We start from the raw sequence: 19,415 nt of genomic DNA, 5'->3' as shown, positions 1-19,415 counted from the left end.
GCCTCAGGTGCTGAGTGAATTCGAGGCGCGCAGGCTGCAGCCGGTGATCTGGAAGGTGCCGTCGGGCTGCTGCTGCAAGGTGTAGACAGCCTCGTAGTCCTTGCCGTCGGGTCCGACGATAAGCACCTGCTGGACGATCGAACCCGGAGCCGTCTCCTCGACCTTGCCGAAAGAGTAGGTTTGCGGCTTGCGCACCGGCGGATAGCCGTTGGTCACCATGTTCATGAAGGCGTCGACGGTCGGAAAAATCCGTTTCACGTTCGGTGCGGCGAAACTGTAGGCGGTGGCGCCGTCATTGGCGATGAGAGCCTTCAACTGGCCGTCGATGACGGACTGCGCTGCCTTGATCTCAGCGTCGCCGGCAAACGCCGACGACACCAAGATGAATGGAATGACTGCGAATGCGAAAAAGGCGCGGCGCATGGCCTGTCTCCGTTGGCTCGCGAAATATCTTCCCTCAAAACGTGCTGTCCGAAGACGCATCATAACATACGCTTGGCGGTGCATCCCGGTTTCAGCGATTGGTGAATATTCATCTCGCCCGGTTAGACGCGGCATGTCGGTGGCGGAGCTGCGGGAACCGCAGCCCGAGCCCAGGCCGGCTGGGTACGGATTCCAGCGCTTGAAAGCCCGCCTCCAGTCTGCCAGAAGGGCCGCTTGGACTTGGATGTTTAGCGGGACGAAGCCATGAAGGCATTTTTCGTGCAGATCAAATGCGAACTGGGCAAATCCTATGAGGTTGCCAGCGCGCTTGCCGATGCCGAGATCGCTTCGGAAATCTACTCCACCGCCGGCAACTACGATCTGCTCGCCAAATTCTATGTCGACGACGAGGAAGACGTCGGTCATTTCGTCAACGAGAAGGTGCAGATTCTCCCCGGCATCAAAGACACATTCACCGTCGTCACGTTCCGCGCTTTCTAGCTGGAAAACCACTTGCCCGGACACGAGGCAAAGCCTGATTACCTTTGTATTTCAGCTGCCTCAATTTTAGGCAGCCGCAACATACTGATCGTCCGTATCTCCCAAATCACCGATTGCGCTTGATTTTCTCCGGCGACGCCAGTGAAATGGTGTCACAGGGGAGTATGCGATTGGCAGCGTTCGATGAAATGCTTCCGGATGTTTCCGGATTGAGAAGACCGTATTCGGCTTATGATCGCTGGCTGAAGGAGCAGGATCCGGCCAGGCTTACCGAGAAGATGCAGGACGCCGAACGCGTCTTCCGCAAGACCGGCATCACCTTCGCCGTCTATGGCGAGCAGGAAGCTTCCGAACGGCTGATCCCTTTCGACATCGTTCCCCGCATCATTTCGGGCAATGAGTGGCGGCGTCTCACGCAAGGCATCGAGCAGCGCGTGCAGGCGCTGAACGCGTTCCTCGATGATATCTACCATCGCCAGGAAATCCTGCGCGCCGGGCGCATCCCAAGGGAGCTGATCGCCAGGAACGAAGCATTCCTGCCGGAAATGATCGGTGTTAGGCCGCCGGCCGGCGTCTACACTCACATTATCGGCGTCGACATCGTCCGCATCTCAGAGGACGAATTCTATGTGCTGGAGGACAATGCGCGCACGCCGTCGGGCGTCTCCTACATGCTGGAGAACCGCGAGACGATGATGCAGCTGTTCCCCGAGCTGTTCCAGAAAATCAAGGTGCGGCCTGTGGAGAACTACCCGCAGCTTCTGCGCCAGTCGCTGGCGGCAGTGCGGCCGCAGAGCACCAAGGGCGCGCCGACAATTGCGGTGTTGACGCCCGGCAGCTTCAACTCCGCCTATTTCGAACACGCCTTCCTGGCCGACCAGATGGGCGTGCAACTGGTCGAAGGCCAGGATCTGCGGGTCGTCGACGGCCATGTCGCGATGCGCACGACCGAAGGCTACAAGCAGATCGACGTGCTGTACCGCCGCGTCGACGATTCGTTCCTCGACCCGCTGACCTTCCGCCCTGACTCTACACTTGGCATACCTGGCATCATGGATGTCTATCGTGCCGGCAACATCACCATCGCCAATGCGCCGGGCACCGGTATCGCCGACGACAAGGCGATCTATTCCTACATGCCCGAGATCATCGAATTCTATACCGGCCGCAAGGCGATCCTCGGCAACATTCCGACCTGGCGCTGCTCGGAACCCGACAGCCTGAAATATGTGCTCGAACACATCGATGAGCTGGTGATCAAGGAAGTCCATGGGTCCGGCGGCTACGGCATGCTGGTTGGGCCGGCGGCGACCAAGAAAGAATGCGAGACGTTTGCCAAGAAGCTGGCGGCCAAACCCTCCAATTACATCGCCCAACCGACATTGGCGCTGTCGACATGCCCGATCCTGACGGAAAAAGGGCTGGCTCCACGCCACGTCGATCTCAGGCCCTACGTGCTGGTCTCCGACCGCATCCAGATCGTCCCCGGCGGGCTAACCCGCGTCGCGCTGAAGGAAGGCTCGCTGGTCGTCAATTCCTCGCAAGGCGGCGGGACGAAGGATACGTGGGTGCTGGATGATTAGAGCGAATGGCGAATAGTGAATAGCGAATAGGGGGAAGGAGGGCAGCAAGACGGCGATCAATTCTTACAGGGACTTAATTGTCTGGAAGGCGGCCGTCGAGTTGGCTGTAGATTGTTATTCCGTAACGAAAGCCTTCCCAACCGGCGAAATCTACGGGATGACCTCTCAGATGCGGCGGTCGTCCGTATCAATTGCCGCGAACATCGCCGAAGGACATGGGCGAGAAAATACAGGATCATTCATTCAGTTTCTGCGCATGGCGCAGGGATCTCTCAAAGAGTTGGAAACACACCTGATCTTGTCTGAAAAAGTAGGGTTAATGGTTGAGGCGGAGGTGGTGCGTTTGCTTAGCAAAGCCGATGAGATCGGGAAAATGCTGCGTTCCATGATCAGGAGTTTGCAACAAAAGTCATGAAGCCGATATTTCGCTATTCGCTACTCGCTATTCGCTATTCGCTCAAAATCGGGGCACGTTGACATGCTTCTCGGCCGCACCGCCAACGGGCTTTACTGGATGAACCGCTACATAGAGCGGGCGGAGAATATGGCGCGGCTGGTCGATGCGGGTCTGCGCATGGCGCTGACCCGCACCCAGAGCGCGTCGGAAGAGTGGAATTCGGTGCTGCTCAGCGCCGGTTCCGACATCACCTTCAGCCAGAAATATTCTGACTATACCGCCGCCAATGTCGCCGACTTTCTTTTGCGCGACACGTCGAATCCCTCCAGCACAATGTCTTCGATCGAAACGGCCCGCAACAATGCCCGCATGGTGCGCACCGCGCTGACGCGCGAGACCTGGGAAAGCATCAACGAAGCCTGGATGGCGCTGAAGCGGATGCTGGCAAGGCCGATCGACGAGCGCGACCTACCCAGCGTGCTCGACGCCATCAAGCGCGAGACGGCGCTGATCCGCGGCTCGTTCTATGGCACCATGCTGCGCAACGAGATCTTCGATTTCTCGCAGCTCGGCACCTATGTCGAGCGCGCCGACAACACGGCGCGCATCCTCGACGTGAAATACTACGTGCTCTTGCCGTCGATCTCCTGGGTCGGCTCGACGCTCGACAACTACCAGTGGGAATCGATCCTGCGTTCGGTGTCGGCGCATCGCTCCTATCGCTGGGTCTATGATGCCGACTACAAACCGACCAACATTGCCGACTATCTGATCCTCAATGTCCGCATGCCGCGTTCTCTGACCTTCTGCTATCGCTTCCTGTCCGAACATCTAAAGTTCCTCGGCGACGACTATGGCGAGCGCCATGCCTGCCACGCGACGGCGGACAAGACGCAGGCCATGCTTAGAGCAGGATCGATCAAGGACATATTCGACGCGGGCCTGCATGAATTCCTGGCCAATTTCATTCGCGACAACACCAGGCTTGGCGACGAGATCGCGCAGGACTACCGGTTCAATTGAGCATGACTCCGAAAAGTGGGACAAGATCATGCTCACAGGCGGGACATAGCGCATGCGGCTGAAGATCACCCACCGGACCGAATACCGCTACGATGCACCGGTGCACTATCTGTTGCAGCGCTTGCGGCTGCTTCCGGTCAGCGGATCGACGCAGACCGTTCTGTCCTGGGCTCTGACCATCGAAGGCGCGCGCGAAGAGGTTCGCTTTGTGGACCATTTCGGCAATGACACAAGGCTGCTGAGCGTCGAGGGTGAGCGCGACTTCATCACGGTGGAAGCATCAGGCGAAGTGGTGACGCGCGACACGGCAGGCGTCTCCGGACCACACCAAGGCTTCACGCCGCTCTGGCTGTACAGCCATGAAACGCCATTGACGGCGATCGGCAGCGGTGTTCGCGAACTCGCCGCATCGATCGGCAAGGGCACTGACATCGAAAGGCTGCACCGGCTGATGGCAGTCATCGGCGAGCGCGTCGCCTACACGTCCGGCACTACCAATGCGACGACGCCCGCGGAGGAAGCCTTGGCGCTCAAAACCGGTGTCTGCCAGGATCACACCCATATCTTTGCCGCCGCGGCGCGCGCCATGGGCTTTCCAGCCCGCTATGTCAGCGGCTATCTGATGCTGGATGCGACGGTCGAGCAGGCCGCAAGCCATGCCTGGGCCGAAGCGCATGTTTCGGGCCTCGGCTGGGTTGCCTTCGATGCCGCCAATGGCATTTCGCCTGACGAGCGTTATGTAAAGGTGGCGACGGGACGCGATTACCGCGACGCTACGCCGGTGTCGGGAATTCGGCTGGGACAGGCGGAAGAACAGCTTGCCGTCACCGTCACGGTGGAGCAGTAATCCTTCGCAAGATTGCCGGTGGGGCGGTTCGTCGTTTCACGAAAACGATGAACCACTCCACTTGTTTTGTTTGGAGCAATTCCGGGCGGAAAACCACCTTACACTTTTCCTGGAATTGCTCTAGGGAGATTCCATGACTTATTGCGTTGGCCTGAAGATCGATCGCGGGCTCGTGTTCATGTCCGACACGCGCACCAATGCCGGCATGGATTCGATTTCCACCTTCCGAAAGATGCATGTCTGGGAGCAGCCGGGAGAACGCGTCATCGTGCTGATGTCGGCGGGCAATTTGGCGACGACGCAGGCCGTGGTCAGCCTGCTTGACGAACGCACCAAGGCCGTTGCCGATCGTCACGCCACGCTGCTGGAGACGCCATCAATGTATCAGACGGTGCGGCTGGTCGGCGATACGGTCAAGGAGGTCATCGCCAATTCGTCGCCTGCGGGCGAAAAGGCAGATTCCTACTTCAATGCCTCCTTCATCCTCGGCGGCCAGATCAAGGGCAGCGAACCGCGCCTGTTCATGATCTACCCCGAAGGCAATTTCATCGAATCGACCGATGACACGCCGTTCTTCCAGATCGGCGAGACCAAATACGGCAAGCCCATCATCATCCGCGCCTATGAAAAGTCGATGAGCCTTGCCGAGACGGTGAAGCTGCTGCTGGTGTCGTTCGATTCGACGTTGAAGTCGAACCTGTCGGTCGGCTTGCCGCTCGACCTGCTCTTCCTTGAGAAGGACGCCTTCACGGTCGGGTTGAAGAAGCGGTTCGGTCAGGACGATCAGTACTATCGCACGATCTCGGACGGCTGGTCGAATGCGCTGAAGACGGCTTTTGCCAGCCTGCCGGAATTCCCTGGATAGCGAAGACGCGCCTCTGTTCCTTCCTACCAGGTACACCTGCGTCGGGCGCGTCTTGCTCGAAGCGATTTAACGCACAGAAATAGGTATGAGTATCGTTTTTGAACCTTTGCGTCTAAACCAGGTTATTGCTTCCGAATCTGAATTAGAGCGCACGATATCGACTTCCAAATAGTAGTCTCCACCCTTCAAGGGCGCGTTCAACGTGATCTCGACGGTCTCGGACTTCCCGGGCTCAATTGGTGTGTCGAAGGGCGTTAAAGGATTGTCTGCTGATATCACATCTCCGTTTTGGTCGATGAGGCGATAACCAACCGACACCAGATAGTCTTTATCAGTTGAAGACCACGTCTTCGTGCTCTTGTTTGCTACCAAAACCGGGATGATAATTACGCCTCCGGCAGCACTCTGCGCCAGAGGGAGGCTTCCTTTGTACTCCAATTCAGCCAGGTATGCCGGGTATCCTTTAGGAGGCCCTACGCTCAGATCGAATGTAAAATATCCTCTACCGTCGAGGTAAGATCCAGACAAAATGATTGATGCAAGAAATATCCTTAAGGCCTGTTGGACTACACCATGCATGATTCCAATGGTGAAGATATTTCTATTCCTAATGAACAGAAAACTACACGCGGTGCCGAAAATCATGGTGGCGACCATCAGTATTATGTTTGGCGCGTGGATAAGGCAAAATACAAATGATGAGCAAAGAATCGCTGTCGGCTTGTTTCTAAATATTGCTAGCGTTCGTTGCAGAATAAAGCTCTGCAGAAGAAATTGCTGAGCCGTGCCAGACAGGATGGCTACAAAAATGTCGGATAATAAAGTCCTGCCAGTTATTTTCTGTTTTGATAGATATCCATCTATTGATAAATAGTTATTTGATATGGCCATGATGGCGATTGCGCATATACAGATAATGAGAACTAAATATATGCAGTCGCGTCCTGAGATCCAAATGTTTCTAGTAGTAAGACCCATTTCTCGCGGCGAAGTACGTCGTATGTAGATGCTTGCCAGAATAAAGCATACAATTGAAGCGATCAGAAATGATCGTATAAAGTTCTTTTCTAGCCAAATCTCGTAGAAGAATGCCGATACGCTGTCCGGAACCGCGATATTTAGACGATATATGCTCCAAAACCAGAGCGGCACTATCCATAGATAAGTGACGAGCAATCCAATTAAAAACAAAAGTTCAAATAAAGAGGCCCCTCTGGGATATCTCTTATAGATCCATCTCAACCACACCAAATTGAAAGCCCCCATTTACGACAATAGGTCGTAGTTATTTTTTGATCGATTTAAGTTCACGCGCCAGCGCAAGTCAATAACCTCCGGAGAGGCTGGATGTTCTGGTTGGAATCTGCCGGAGGCGAATGGGAAATGACCGTGGGGACAAGCGATCTGACTTAGAAAGTTGAGAATCTGATCTCCAGTTGGCCCAACTGTCGATCTGCCATTTCCTGGTTCTCGACGTAGAATAGGATCAGGTCTTCATTCCGGCCGTTGGTGGGGAACTGCACGACTGTGAAGCGATGCCGCCGCTGCTGGATCGATTTCGACCCTCAAGAAGATCAATGTCCGGGAGCCTGGCGAGCGCGTGCGTCGTCGTGCTGGCGATCTGGCGACGACGCAGTTTGTGATCAGGCCGCTGGACGAACACACCAAGGCAATTCTACCGTCGCGCCGCAGAGGAAATGTCCACTCCAAGGGGGATACAATGAACAGTGATGATTTTCGGCAGTGGTCGCGGCGCGCCGCCGACTGGGGCGCCGACTATCGCAACACGCTGCGCGAGCGGCCGGTGCGGCCACTCGTCGAGCCCGGCGACATCTTTAGAAGCATAGAGGCTTCGCCGCCGGAAGACGCCGAACCGATGGACCGGATCTTCGCCGACTTCGAAGAGAAGATTTTGCCTGGCATGACGCATTGGCAGCATCCGCGCTTCTTCGCATACTTCCCGGCCAATGCGGCGCCTGTTTCGGTGGTGGCGGAATATCTGGTTTCGGCGATGGCCGCGCAATGCATGCTTTGGCAGACGTCGCCAGCGGCAACCGAGCTCGAAACACGCACCGTCGACTGGATGCGCCAGGCGCTCGGCCTGCCGGAAGGGTTTTCCGGGGTGATCCAGGATTCAGCCTCGTCGGCGACGCTGGCCGCGGTGCTGACCATGCGTGAACGGGCGTTGGACTGGCAAGGCAACAAACAAGGGTTGGCCGGGCAGGCGCGGCTGCGCATCTATTCCTCCGACCAGGTGCACACCTCCATCGATCGGGCGATCTGGATTTCCGGCATCGGCGAGGACAATCTCGTGCGCATTCCTGTCGGCGACCGTTTTCTCGCCATGGACACGGCAGCGCTCGAGGCGGCAATCGTCGCCGACCGGGAAGCCGGCATGCTGCCGGCGGGGATCATCGCTTGTGTCGGCGGCACCAGCACCGGCGGCACCGACGACATTGCAGCGGTCGCCGAGGTGGCGCGGCGGCATGGCCTTTATCTCCACGTCGATGCCGCCTGGGCCGGATCTGCGATGATCTGTCCGGAGTATCGACATTTCTGGACGGGCGTTGAAGGTGCCGATTCGGTCGTTTTCAATCCGCACAAATGGCTCGGAGCCCAGTTCGACTGCTCGATCCAGTTCCTGCGCGACCCGGAAAGCGATGTCAGGACGCTGGCCATCAAACCGGATTATCTGAAGACGCATGGCCGCGACGGCATCATCAACTATTCCGAATGGTCGGTGCCGCTCGGCCGGCGCTTCCGCGCGCTGAAATTGTGGTTCCTGTTGCGTGCTCATGGGTTGGAAAGCCTGCGAACGATGATCCGCAACCACGTCGCGTGGAGCGAAGGGCTTGCCGCGCGGCTGGCAAGCGAGCCGGACTTCGAGATCGTCAGCGAACCGATGCTGTCGTTGTTCTCGTTCCGGCACAACGCGGTAACCGACGCAGATACGGACGCGCATAATCTACGGCTTGTGAATGCGATCAACGACGGTGGCCGCATCTACCTGACGCAGACGAGGGTCGATGGGCGGATAGCAATCCGTTTCCAGGTCGGCCAATTCGAAGCGACCGCCGCCGATGTCGATATGGCTTTCACCGTCATCACGGAAATCGCTCGGGGTACGGCCTGATCTGGTCCGGCCGAAATTGCGCTGGCGTTTGCCTTTCCAATCATATGCATTTCATTAGCCGGCTTATACCTTTTCATTGGTTTCGTTTTCGACTATAGACAAGAAAAACGAAAACGGGAGGTTGTCCTATGTATTTGTCGCCACGCCATGCCGAAATCATCCAGATGGCCAAGGATCATGGTCGGGTGCTGGTCGAGGATCTGGCCACACATTTCAATGTGACGCCGCAGACCATACGCAAGGATCTCAACGACCTGTGCGACCAGCGGCTGCTTTCGCGCATCCATGGCGGCGCGTTGTTCCCGTCCGGCATCGAGAACATGGAGTATGAGGCCAGGCGCAAGATCGCCGCCGACGAGAAGGAGGCGATCGGCCGGGCGGCAGCCAGGCTGATTCCCGACAACGCCTCGCTGTTCATCAACATCGGCACCACGACAGAGTCGGTCAGCAAGGCGCTGCTCGATCATACCGGCCTGATGGTGATCACCAATAACATCAATGTTGCCAACAGGATGCGGATATATCCGTCGATTGAGGTTGTGATTGCGGGTGGCGTCGTGCGTGGTTCCGATGGTGGCGTCGTCGGCGAAGCGGCGGTCGACTTCATCAGGCAGTTCAAGGTCGATTATGCGGTGATCGGCGCCTCGGCGATCGACCATGACGGCGCCTTGCTCGACTTCGATTTCCGCGAGGTCAAAGTAGCGCAGGCAATCATCGCCAATGCAAGGCATGTCATCCTGGTTTCCGACCAGACCAAATTCGAGCGAACCGCACCGGTGCGCATCGGCCACCTGTCACAGGTCAACACCTTCATCACCGACCGTTGCGACATCCCGTCGGTGCGCAAAATCTGCCAGGAGGCCGAGGTTCAATTGATCGAGACTTCGCTCGCCTAGGCGATTTCGGCTTGGCATCACACGCTCGTGATATTTCGTTTGACATTCGTTATGATTTCGAAATAATCCCGACACGGTTTCGTAAAAGGCCAAAAATGGTGCAATGCGAAATCGTTGGAGGAATTTGTGGAAGCATCTCCGATCCGTGACATTTTCGTCATAGGCGGCGGCATCAATGGCTGCGGCATTGCCCGCGATGCTGTCGGGCGTGGCTTTTCCGTCTTCCTCGCCGAGATGAACGACCTCGCCAGCGGAACCTCCTCAGGCTCGACCAAATTGATCCATGGCGGCCTGCGCTACCTCGAATTCTACGAATTCCGCCTGGTGCGCGAGGCGCTGATGGAGCGCGAGGTTCTGTGGAAGAACGCGCCGCACATCATCTGGCCGATGCGCTTCGTGCTGCCCTATGCCAAGGGCCTGCGCCCGGCCTGGCTGATCAGGCTGGGTCTGTTTCTCTACGATCACATTGGCGGGCGCAAATTGCTGCCGGCGACCAGGACGCTTGACATGGCCAGGGATCCGGCCGGCAAGCCTTTGAAACCATTGTTCAAGAAGGCCTTCGAATATTCGGATGGCTGGGTCAATGATGCACGGCTGGTGGCGCTGAACGCGCGTGATGCCGCCGATCGTGGCGCAACGGTCCGCACCCGCACGAAAGTGGTCGGCGCGCGCCGCGAAGGCGGTTTGTGGACGGTTCAGATCGAGGACCTGCAGACCGGCAAGACCGAAGAGATCAAGGCGCGCCTGCTGGTCAATGCCGCCGGCCCCTGGGTCGATCATGTGCTGTCAGGCGTCGTTGGGCTCAACGATGTGCACAATGTCCGCCTCGTGCAAGGCAGCCATATCGTCATCGCCAAGAAATTCGACGATCCGCGCGCCTATTTCTTCCAGAACAGGGATGGTCGCATCATTTTCGCCATTCCTTACGAGGACGAGTTCACCCTGATCGGCACCACGGACCAGGATTACCCCGGCGATCCGCACGACGTGAAGATCAGCGACACCGAGATCGACTACCTCTGTGCCGCGGCAAGCGAATATTTTGCGCAACCGGTCAAGCGCTCGGACATCGTCTGGACCTATTCGGCCGTGCGTCCGCTCTATGATGATGGCGCCTCCAAGGCCCAGGAAGCGACGCGCGACTATGTGCTCAAGGCAGATGGCGGCGAGGGCGCTGCCCCGATCATCAACGCCTTTGGCGGCAAGATCACCACCTATCGCCGGTTGTCGGAATCGATGCTGGAAAAGATCGAGGGTTTTCTCGGCAAGCGCGGCAAGCCATGGACGGCAAACGCGCCATTGCCGGGCGGCGATTTCCCGGCCACCGGTTTCGATGCCGAAGTGGCGAAGCTGAAAACCGCCTATCCGTTCCTCGATGCGCGCCTGGCCCGGCGATTGACCAGGCTCTACGGCACCCGCGCAAGGATGCTGTTGGGGCTGGCCAAATCGAATGCCGATCTGGGCCGCAACTTCGGCGCCGATCTTTTTGAGGCTGAGGTGCGCTATCTCGTTCAAAACGAATGGGCTGTCACCGCTGAAGATGTATTGTGGCGCCGGACCAAGCGCGGTCTGTATCTCAGCCGCGAGCAGGTAGCGGTGCTCGATGAATTCATGCACGGCATAAGCCGGCGACATGTCGCGGCTGCGGAATGAAGAGGGTTTGAGCTGATGCAGAAAGCCTGGGAGGAGGAGTCATGCTGGAACTAAGGAACGTCACCAAGACGGTTGGTGCGGTCGAGCATATCCGCGACGTGTCGCTGACGCTCCAGCATGGCTCGCTCAACGTACTGCTCGGGCCCACGCTTTCCGGCAAGACCAGCCTGATGCGGCTGATGGCCGGCCTCGATGTGCCGGCCTCCGGTTCGATCTGGTTCGACGGTCAAAATGTCACCGGCGTGCCGGTGCAGCAGCGCAAGATCGCCATGGTCTACCAGCAGTTCATCAACTATCCGGCGATGACCGTCTACGAGAACATCGCGTCGCCGCTCAGGGTGGCTGGCACCGAACAGGCGAAGATTGACAAGGAAGTGCGCAATGCCGCCGCACTTCTCAAGCTGACACCTTATCTCGACCGCACGCCGCTCAGCCTGTCCGGGGGCCAGCAGCAGCGCACCGCACTGGCGCGTGCCATCGTCAAGAATGCCAGCCTGGTGCTGCTTGACGAGCCGCTTGCCAATCTCGACTACAAATTGCGCGAAGAGCTGCGCGCCGAACTGCCGAGGATCTTTGCCGCCACCGGCGCCATCTTCGTCTATGCCACGACCGAGCCGCACGAAGCGCTGCTGCTCGGCGGCAATACGGCGACACTTTCCGAAGGACGTATCACCCAGTTCGGCCCGACAATCGACGTGTTCCGCAAGCCGGTCGACCTGGTGACGGCCAGGACTTTCGCCGACCCGCCGCTCAACACGATCGTGCTGGCCAAGAAGGGTCCGGACTTTTTGCTCGAAGGCGGCGTCAAGCTGCCGGTGCCCGCCGAACTCGTCGGCATTGCCGATGCGAACTATACGGTTGGCTTCCAGCCGCACCATCTTTCACTCGATCGGCCCAATGCGTTGGCCGTGCCGGTGCGTGCGAAGGTCACCATCACCGAGATCACCGGGTCGGAGAGCTTCATTCATCTCGACTTCGCCGATGCGCGCTGGGTCATGCTGAGCCACGGTATCCTCGATTTCGAGATTGACGCCGCGATCGACGTGTTCATCGACCCGCGCCACATCATGGTCTTCGACGGGCAAGGCAGCGCCGTAAGCGTGCCAAAGCTGGCGGCATAGGAGAGCGATATGGCGCGCATCGACGTCAATCACATCCGCCACTCCTACCTACCGAACCCGCGCACGGATGCCGATTTTGCGCTCAAGGAAGTGCATCACATCTTCGAGGATGGTGGCGCCTATGCGCTGCTCGGGCCTTCGGGCTGCGGCAAAACCTCGCTGCTCAACATCATTTCGGGCCTGCTTCATCCCTCGCATGGCCGGTTGCTGTTCGACGGCAAGGACGTGACCAACTTGTCGACGCAAGAGCGCAACATCGCGCAGGTGTTCCAGTTCCCGGTCATCTACGACACGATGACCGTCTACGATAATCTGGCCTTCCCGCTGCGCAATCGCGGCGTGCCGGAAGCCGATGTCGACCGCAAGGTGCGCGAGACGCTGGAAATGATCGATCTTGCGTCCTGGGCGAAGAAGAAGGCGAGGGGGCTGACCGCCGACCAGAAGCAGAAGATATCGCTCGGCCGCGGACTGGTACGCTCGGATGTCAACGCCATCCTGTTCGACGAGCCGCTGACCGTCATCGATCCGCACATGAAGTGGGTGTTGCGCTCGCAACTGAAACAGTTGCATCGCCGCTTTGGCTACACCATGGTCTACGTGACGCACGACCAGACCGAGGCGCTGACCTTCGCCGACCAGGTCGTGGTCATGTACGATGGCGGCATCGTGCAGATCGGCACCCCGGCGGAACTGTTCGAGCGACCGCGCCATACATTTGTCGGTTATTTCATCGGCTCGCCGGGCATGAACGTCATGCCGGTGGCGATCGACGGCAAGACGGCGATGCTTGGGGCCCAGCGGATCGAACTGCCAGGCGCACCCAAGGCAGCCAGCGGCGCGATAGAGCTTGGCATTCGTCCCGAATATGTCCGGCTCGGCCGTGACGGCATGGCCGTACAGGTCAGCAAGATCGAGGATCTCGGCCGCCACAAGGTGGTGCGCGCGAAGCTTGAAGGCCGCGACATCGCTGCCGTGATCGGCGAGGACGAAACTGTACCCGCCGATCCGAAGGTGCGGTTCGACCCGGCCGGCATCAACATTTATGCCGATTCCTGGCTGGTTGAGATGGCGCGCGTCGAGATGGGGGCATAGATGGAAAAGACCTGGAACAACAAGGCCTGGTTCCTGGTGCTGCCGGTGCTGGTGCTGGTGGCATTCTCGGCGGTCATCCCGCTGATGACGGTCGTCAACTATTCGGTGCAGGACACTTTCGGCAACAACGTCTTCTTCTGGGCCGGCACCGAGTGGTTCGAGGAACTGCTCTCTTCCAGCCGCTTCTGGGAAGCGATGGTCCGCAACCTGATCTTCTCCTTCATTATCCTTGCCATCGAAGTGCCGCTCGGCATCTTCATAGCCCTCAACATGCCGAAAAAGGGCTGGGGTGTGCCGGTCTGCCTGGTGCTGATGGCACTGCCGCTGCTGATCCCGTGGAACGTCGTCGGCACAATCTGGCAGGTTTTCGGGCGCAACGACATCGGATTGCTCGGCTATTACGTCAATGCGCTCGGCATCGACTACAACTACGTGCAGGATTCGTTCGATGCCTGGGTCACCGTCATCATCATGGACGTCTGGCACTGGACCAGCCTCGTCGTGCTGCTCTGCTATGCCGGCCTGGTCTCCATTCCGGATGCCTTCTATCAGGCGGCCAAGATCGACGGTGCCTCGCGCTGGGCGGTGTTCCGCTACATCCAGCTGCCGAAGATGAACCGGGTGCTGCTGATCGCCGTGCTGCTGCGCTTCATGGACAGCTTCATGATCTACACCGAGCCTTTCGTAGTGACGGGCGGCGGACCGGGTAACTCGACGACATTCCTGTCGATCGACCTGGTCAAGACGGCGCTCGGCCAGTTCGACCTCGGTCCGGCCGCGGCCATGTCGCTGGTCTACTTCCTCATCGTCCTTCTGCTGTCATGGGTGTTTTACACCGTGATGACCAATTACGACGCGGAGCGCTGAGATGGGCGGCGCCAACGAAAGAACGACGAGGCAGGACAGAGTGAGCGAAACGACGGCTTCGGAAGGGCTCGCCAGTGCTATGTCGCAGGACCAGATCGCGCGGCTGATGCGCCGCCGCGGCGAGGAATCGCGCTGGTGGTGGATCGTGCCGACGGTCTACATCATCGTGCTTTTGCTGCCGATCTACTGGCTCATCAATATGAGCTTCAAGACCAATGCCGAGATCGTCTCCTCGCTGACGCTCTATCCGCATGCACCGACGATCGCCAATTACGTCACCATCTTCACCGATGCATCCTGGTACTCGGGCTACGTCAACTCGATCACCTATGTGGTGATGAACATGGTGATCTCGGTGGCTGCGGCGCTGCCGGCGGCCTACGCCTTCTCGCGCTACCGCTTCCTCGGCGACAAACACCTGTTTTTCTGGCTGTTGACCAACCGCATGGCGCCACCGGCGGTGTTCGCGTTGCCCTTCTTCCAGCTCTATTCGGCCTTCGGCCTGATCGACACCCACATCGCCGTCGCGCTGGCGCATTGCCTGTTCAACGTGCCATTAGCGGTGTGGATCCTCGAAGGCTTCATGTCGGGCGTGCCGAAGGAAATCGACGAGACCGCCTATATCGACGGCTATTCGTTCCCGCGCTTCTTCGTCAGGATCTTCATGCCGCTGATCGCGAGCGGCATCGGCGTCGCCTGTTTCTTCTGCTTCATGTTCTCGTGGGTGGAATTGTTGATCGCCCGCACGCTGACCACGACCGACGCCAAGCCGATCGCCGCCACCATGACGCGTACGGTTTCGGCCGCCGGCATGGACTGGGGCCTGCTCGCCGCCGCTGGTGTGCTGACGCTGATCCCCGGCGCGCTGGTCATCTGGTTCGTGCGCAACTACATCGCCAAGGGCTTCGCCCTGGGGAGGGTTTGATGGCGGAAGCGGTTATCAAAATATCCGAACTTCGCGATCTCGCGAGCAGCTTGTTTGATCGTCTCGAAGCCCAAGGCGTCGACCGTATTGACGTAAAGCAAAGTCAGTACTGGAAGGTCTATTTCGCTGACGCATTCGACCTCAGCCCTCCGAGCCTCGTGATGGGAGACGTCTACGACGATCTCAACGATTTGCGGACAGAGGTTAAAGGCTCAAACAACGACGCCATCGTATGGCACGCATTTATGCATCTCTCCGGCTTGATGAATTTTGTCGCTTACTCTGCCGAAAGCGGTGACTTCGGGAAGCCTCCGGTGATGGAGAAGCACTGATGAATTTCGACCTCACCTGGATGGCATGGACCTGGCCGACCGCGGCCTTCTTCGGAACCATCCTTTTGCTGCTGTGCGGCATGGCGGCGTGGGAATATGTGTCGCCGGGCGGCAGTCCGCGCGTCGGCGTCCTGCGCTTCGAGACGACGCGTGGCGACCGTCTCTTCCTGTCGCTGCTAGGCAGCGCCTTTATCCATCTCGCTTGGCTGGGTCTTGTCGGACCCAACCTGTGGTGGGCTCTCGCTCTCTCCGTGGTCTACGCCGTCGGCGTGTTCCGCTACGTATAGAGGGGGAAACTGTTGGAGCGACCGCGTGCCGGCGGCCGCTCCAGATCGCACTCGAAACCTTAAAACAGTGGAGGAAACACAATGCGACGGCAATTTCTAACATCAACGACTGCGCTTGTCCTATTGCTCGGGGTTGGCAACGCCTACGCCGGAATGGACGAGGCAAAGGCTTTCCTGGACAAGGAAATCGGACCGCTTTCGACGCTCGACCGCGCCGGCCAGGAAGCCGAAATGCAGTGGTTCATCGATGCCGCGAAGCCTTTCGCTGGCATGGACATCAAGGTCGTTTCGGAAACCATCGCCACGCACCAGTATGAATCGCAGGTCCTGGCGCCGGCCTTTACCGCCATCACCGGCATCAAGGTCACGCATGACGTCATCCAGGAAGGCGACGTCGTCGAGAAGATCCAGACCCAGATGCAGACCGGCCAGAACCTTTATGACGGCTGGGTCAACGATTCCGACCTTATCGGCACCCACTGGCGTTACCAGCAGGTGCGCAACCTGACCGACTGGATGGCGGGCGACGGCAAGGACGTTACCAATCCGAACCTCGACCTGAAGGACTTCATCGGCACCTCGTTTACGACGGCGCCCGACAAGAAGCTCTACCAGCTGCCCGACCAGCAGTTCGCCAACCTCTACTGGTTCCGTTACGACTGGTTCAACGACGAGAAGAACAAGGCCGACTTCAAGGCCAAGTACGGCTACGACCTCGGCGTTCCGGTCAACTGGTCGGCCTATGAGGACATCGCAGAGTTCTTCACCGGCCGTGAGATCGACGGCAAGAAGGTCTATGGCCACATGGACTACGGCAAGAAGGATCCGTCGCTCGGTTGGCGGTTCACCGACGCCTGGCTGTCGATGGCGGGCAACGGCGACAAAGGCCTCCCGAACGGCCTGCCCGTCGACGAATGGGGCATCAAGGTTGACGAGAATTCGCGACCGGTTGGCTCCTGCACGGCGCGCGGCGGCGACACCAACGGCCCGGCGGCCGTCTATTCGATCCAGAAGTACCTCGACTGGCTGAAGGCCTACGCTCCGGCCGAAGCCCAGGGCATGACCTTCTCCGAATCCGGCCCAGTTCCGGCTCAGGGCGCGGTCGCGCAGCAGATCTTCTGGTACACCGCCTTCACCGCGTCGATGGTTGATGCCGGCGCAAAGGCAGTACTGAACGACGACGGCACGCCGAAGTGGCGCATGGCTCCGTCGCCGCACGGCGTCTACTGGAAGGACGGTATGAAGCTCGGCTACCAGGACGTGGGTTCCTGGACGCTGATGAAGTCGACCCCAACCGACCGCGCCAAGGCCGCCTGGCTTTACGCCCAGTTCGTCACCTCGAAGACCGTCGACGTGAAGAAGAGCCATGTCGGGCTGACCTTCATCCGCGAGAGCACGATCCACGACAAGAGCTTTACCGAACGTGCGCCCAAGCTCGGCGGTCTGATCGAGTTCTACCGTTCGCCGGCTCGCGTGCAGTGGTCGCCGACCGGCACCAACGTGCCTGATTATCCGAAGCTGGCACAGCTCTGGTGGCAGGCGATCGGCGATGCATCGTCGGGCGCCAAGACGGCGCAGGAGGCGATGGACTCGCTCTGCAGCGAGCAGGAAAAGGTGATGAGCCGTATCGAGAAGTCGGGCGTCCAGGGCGATATCGGCCCGAAGATGGCCGAAGAGCATGACCTCGCCTATTGGAACGCCGACGCGGTCAAGAAGGGCAATCTCGCTCCTCAGCTCAAGATCGAGAACGAGAAGGAAAAGCCGATCACCATCAACTACGACGAACTGGTGAAGAGCTGGCAGAAGTAGCATTGTCTATGCGGGCGTTCGCGCGCCCGTGTGAAATTGGGGAGGCGGCTCGTTGCCGTCTCCCCTCTTTGTATCGAGGCGGAGGGCGCTGGAATGAGCGGTTTTGTGCTGGCAATCGACCAGGGAACGACTTCGACACGGGCGATCCTGTTCGATGGCCAGATGAAGGTCGTCGGCAGCGGGCAGAAGGAATTCACGCAGCATTATCCGGCCTCCGGCTGGGTCGAGCACGACCCGGAAGAAATCTGGGCAAGTGTTGTCGCCACGGTCAAAGGCGCGCTGAAGAGTGCCGGCCGCGCGGCATCGGATGTCGCGGCGCTCGGTATCACCAACCAGCGCGAAACCGTCGTCATCTGGGACAGGGCGACAGGGAAGCCGATTCACAACGCCATCGTCTGGCAGGACCGGCGTACCGCGCCGCTGTGCCAGAAACTCAAGAAGCAGGGCCTGGAGAGGAAATTCACCCGCAAGACCGGCCTGCTGCTCGATCCCTATTTTTCAGGCACCAAGATCGCCTGGATGCTCGACAAGGTGAAGGGCGCCAGAAAGCGCGCCGAGAAAGGCGAATTGCTGGCTGGCACCATCGACAGCTTCCTGATCTGGCGGTTGACCGGCGGCAAGGTTCACGCCACCGACGCCACCAACGCCTCGCGCACGCTGGTCTACAACATCGCTGAGAATGCCTGGGACGACGAGCTGCTGGCCATTCTCAACATCCCGGCAAAAATGCTTCCCGAGGTAAAAGACTGTGCCGATGATTTTGGAATCACGGAAAAAAACCTCTTTGGCGCCGAGCTAAAAATCCTCGGTGTCGCCGGCGACCAGCATGCCGCGACCATCGGCCAAGCCTGTTTCGAGCCGGGCATGATGAAATCCACCTATGGCACCGGCTGTTTTGCGCTGCTCAACACCGGCAGCGACCTGGTGCGCTCGAAAAACCGGCTTTTGACCACCATTGCCTACCGGCTGAACGGCAAGACGACCTATGCGCTGGAAGGCTCGATCTTCATTGCCGGTGCTGCGGTCCAATGGCTGCGCGATGGCATCAAGGTGATCGGCAAGGCCGAGCACAGCGGCAAACTGGCAGCCGAAGCCGATCCGACGCAGAATGTCTATCTGGTTCCGGCTTTCGTCGGCCTCGGCGCACCGCATTGGGACGCCGATGCACGTGGCGCCATTTTCGGCCTGACCCGCAATTCCGGTCCGGCGGAGTTCGCCCGCGCCGCTCTGGAGGCCGTCGCCTACCAGACGCGCGACCTGCTCGACGCCATGCGCAAGGACTGGAAGGGTGCTTCGGCCAAGACCGTGCTTCGGGTCGATGGCGGCATGGTAGCGTCCGACTGGACCATGCAGCGCCTCGCCGACATCCTCGATGCGCCGGTCGACCGTCCGACCATTCTCGAGACGACCGCGCTGGGCGCCGCATGGCTGGCTGGCTCGAAGGCAGGTGTGTGGCCGGATGCCAAGAAGTTCGCGAAAAGCTGGGCACTGGAACGGAGGTTCCAGCCGGATATGGATATGTCGACTCGTTCAGCCAAGCTTGCGGGCTGGCGCGATGCTGTGCGCAGGACGCTGAGTGTGTAATAAACGGCCATCAGTGGTCGGTGATGGGGCGGGCTGACCGAAAAGAAAGGCCCGCGCCACTTCTGGCACGGGTCTTC

The 19,415-nt window shown here is 59.1% G+C and carries 19 protein-coding genes; 17 read left to right on the top strand and 2 right to left on the bottom strand.

Translation table 11 applies throughout. The features are described 5' to 3' along the window. Positions 1–3: 3 nt before the first annotated feature. Complete coding sequence (locus NKJ01_RS25955; RefSeq protein WP_023759311.1) at positions 4–423, bottom strand: DUF4864 domain-containing protein; 420 nt, start codon at positions 421–423, stop codon at positions 4–6. 264 nt (positions 424–687) lie between these two features. Between NKJ01_RS25955 and NKJ01_RS25950 the strand changes: the two genes are divergently transcribed. From NKJ01_RS25950 to NKJ01_RS25925, 6 genes are all read left to right on the top strand, one after another. Beyond that, the gene (locus NKJ01_RS25950) at positions 688–924 is read left to right on the top strand and encodes an Lrp/AsnC family transcriptional regulator (protein WP_010909609.1); all 237 of its coding nucleotides are present in this window, start codon (positions 688–690) and stop codon (positions 922–924) included. A gap of 170 nt (positions 925–1,094) precedes the next feature. After that, positions 1,095–2,507, top strand: coding sequence for a circularly permuted type 2 ATP-grasp protein (locus NKJ01_RS25945; protein ID WP_352732212.1), 1,413 nt, complete (start codon positions 1,095–1,097; stop codon positions 2,505–2,507). A 55-nt stretch (positions 2,508–2,562) separates the two neighbouring features. Next, positions 2,563–2,922, top strand: coding sequence for a four helix bundle protein (locus tag NKJ01_RS25940; RefSeq protein WP_352606250.1), 360 nt, complete (start codon positions 2,563–2,565; stop codon positions 2,920–2,922). Between the two features lie 63 nt (positions 2,923–2,985). Continuing rightward, a complete protein-coding gene (locus NKJ01_RS25935) occupies positions 2,986–3,927 on the top strand; it encodes an alpha-E domain-containing protein (protein ID WP_023759308.1) in 942 nt (313 codons plus the stop codon). A 52-nt stretch (positions 3,928–3,979) separates the two neighbouring features. Beyond that, on the top strand, positions 3,980–4,774 hold the full coding sequence (locus NKJ01_RS25930) for a transglutaminase family protein (protein WP_023759307.1): 795 nt from the start codon (positions 3,980–3,982) through the stop codon (positions 4,772–4,774). Between the two features lie 133 nt (positions 4,775–4,907). Beyond that, on the top strand, positions 4,908–5,639 hold the full coding sequence (locus NKJ01_RS25925; protein WP_023759306.1) for a proteasome-type protease: 732 nt from the start codon (positions 4,908–4,910) through the stop codon (positions 5,637–5,639). Positions 5,640–5,705: 66 nt separating this feature from the next. On the opposite strand, the gene NKJ01_RS25920 is transcribed toward NKJ01_RS25925, so the two are convergent. Further along, entirely contained in the window at positions 5,706–6,530 is an 825-nt protein-coding gene (locus NKJ01_RS25920; RefSeq protein ID WP_352732207.1) for a CPBP family intramembrane glutamic endopeptidase, read from the bottom strand. A gap of 829 nt (positions 6,531–7,359) precedes the next feature. Here NKJ01_RS25920 and NKJ01_RS25915 point away from each other — a divergent pair. From NKJ01_RS25915 to glpK, 11 genes are all read left to right on the top strand, one after another. Continuing rightward, positions 7,360–8,772, top strand: a complete 1,413-nt coding sequence (locus NKJ01_RS25915; RefSeq protein ID WP_352732204.1) for a pyridoxal phosphate-dependent decarboxylase family protein — start codon at positions 7,360–7,362, stop codon at positions 8,770–8,772. Positions 8,773–8,900: 128 nt separating this feature from the next. Then, positions 8,901–9,668: a DeoR/GlpR family DNA-binding transcription regulator gene (locus NKJ01_RS25910; protein ID WP_023759302.1), complete on the top strand. Its 768-nt coding sequence runs from the start codon at positions 8,901–8,903 to the stop codon at positions 9,666–9,668. A 126-nt stretch (positions 9,669–9,794) separates the two neighbouring features. Then, positions 9,795–11,321: a glycerol-3-phosphate dehydrogenase gene (gene glpD / locus NKJ01_RS25905; RefSeq protein ID WP_352606166.1), complete on the top strand. Its 1,527-nt coding sequence runs from the start codon at positions 9,795–9,797 to the stop codon at positions 11,319–11,321. Positions 11,322–11,362: 41 nt separating this feature from the next. Further along, positions 11,363–12,442 (top strand): ABC transporter ATP-binding protein, encoded by a 1,080-nt coding sequence (locus tag NKJ01_RS25900; RefSeq protein WP_352732200.1) that lies wholly within the window; start codon positions 11,363–11,365, stop codon positions 12,440–12,442. A gap of 9 nt (positions 12,443–12,451) precedes the next feature. After that, complete coding sequence (locus NKJ01_RS25895) at positions 12,452–13,534, top strand: ABC transporter ATP-binding protein (RefSeq protein WP_352732197.1); 1,083 nt, start codon at positions 12,452–12,454, stop codon at positions 13,532–13,534. After that, the gene (locus tag NKJ01_RS25890; RefSeq protein WP_023759298.1) at positions 13,535–14,401 is read left to right on the top strand and encodes a carbohydrate ABC transporter permease; all 867 of its coding nucleotides are present in this window, start codon (positions 13,535–13,537) and stop codon (positions 14,399–14,401) included. Between the two features lies 1 nt (position 14,402). Next, the gene (locus tag NKJ01_RS25885) at positions 14,403–15,326 is read left to right on the top strand and encodes a carbohydrate ABC transporter permease (protein WP_023759297.1); all 924 of its coding nucleotides are present in this window, start codon (positions 14,403–14,405) and stop codon (positions 15,324–15,326) included. Beyond that, complete coding sequence (locus tag NKJ01_RS25880; protein ID WP_352732193.1) at positions 15,326–15,658, top strand: hypothetical protein; 333 nt, start codon at positions 15,326–15,328, stop codon at positions 15,656–15,658. The genes NKJ01_RS25885 and NKJ01_RS25880 overlap by 1 nt, the downstream gene beginning before the upstream one ends. After that, positions 15,658–15,945, top strand: coding sequence for a DUF2160 domain-containing protein (locus tag NKJ01_RS25875; RefSeq protein ID WP_352732190.1), 288 nt, complete (start codon positions 15,658–15,660; stop codon positions 15,943–15,945). Before NKJ01_RS25880 ends, NKJ01_RS25875 begins: the two co-directional genes overlap by 1 nt. 81 nt (positions 15,946–16,026) lie before the next feature. Then, the gene (locus tag NKJ01_RS25870) at positions 16,027–17,754 is read left to right on the top strand and encodes an ABC transporter substrate-binding protein (RefSeq protein WP_352732187.1); all 1,728 of its coding nucleotides are present in this window, start codon (positions 16,027–16,029) and stop codon (positions 17,752–17,754) included. Positions 17,755–17,847: 93 nt separating this feature from the next. Next, entirely contained in the window at positions 17,848–19,338 is a 1,491-nt protein-coding gene (glpK, locus tag NKJ01_RS25865; RefSeq protein WP_352732184.1) for a glycerol kinase GlpK, read from the top strand. The last annotated feature ends 77 nt before the right edge of the window (positions 19,339–19,415 follow it).

The organism is Mesorhizobium sp. M0276, from assembly GCF_040321755.1.
GTDB lineage: Bacteria > Pseudomonadota > Alphaproteobacteria > Rhizobiales > Rhizobiaceae > Mesorhizobium.
Note: the sequence above shows the minus strand (reverse complement) of the source record. Positions and strands in the feature narration are given on the sequence as shown.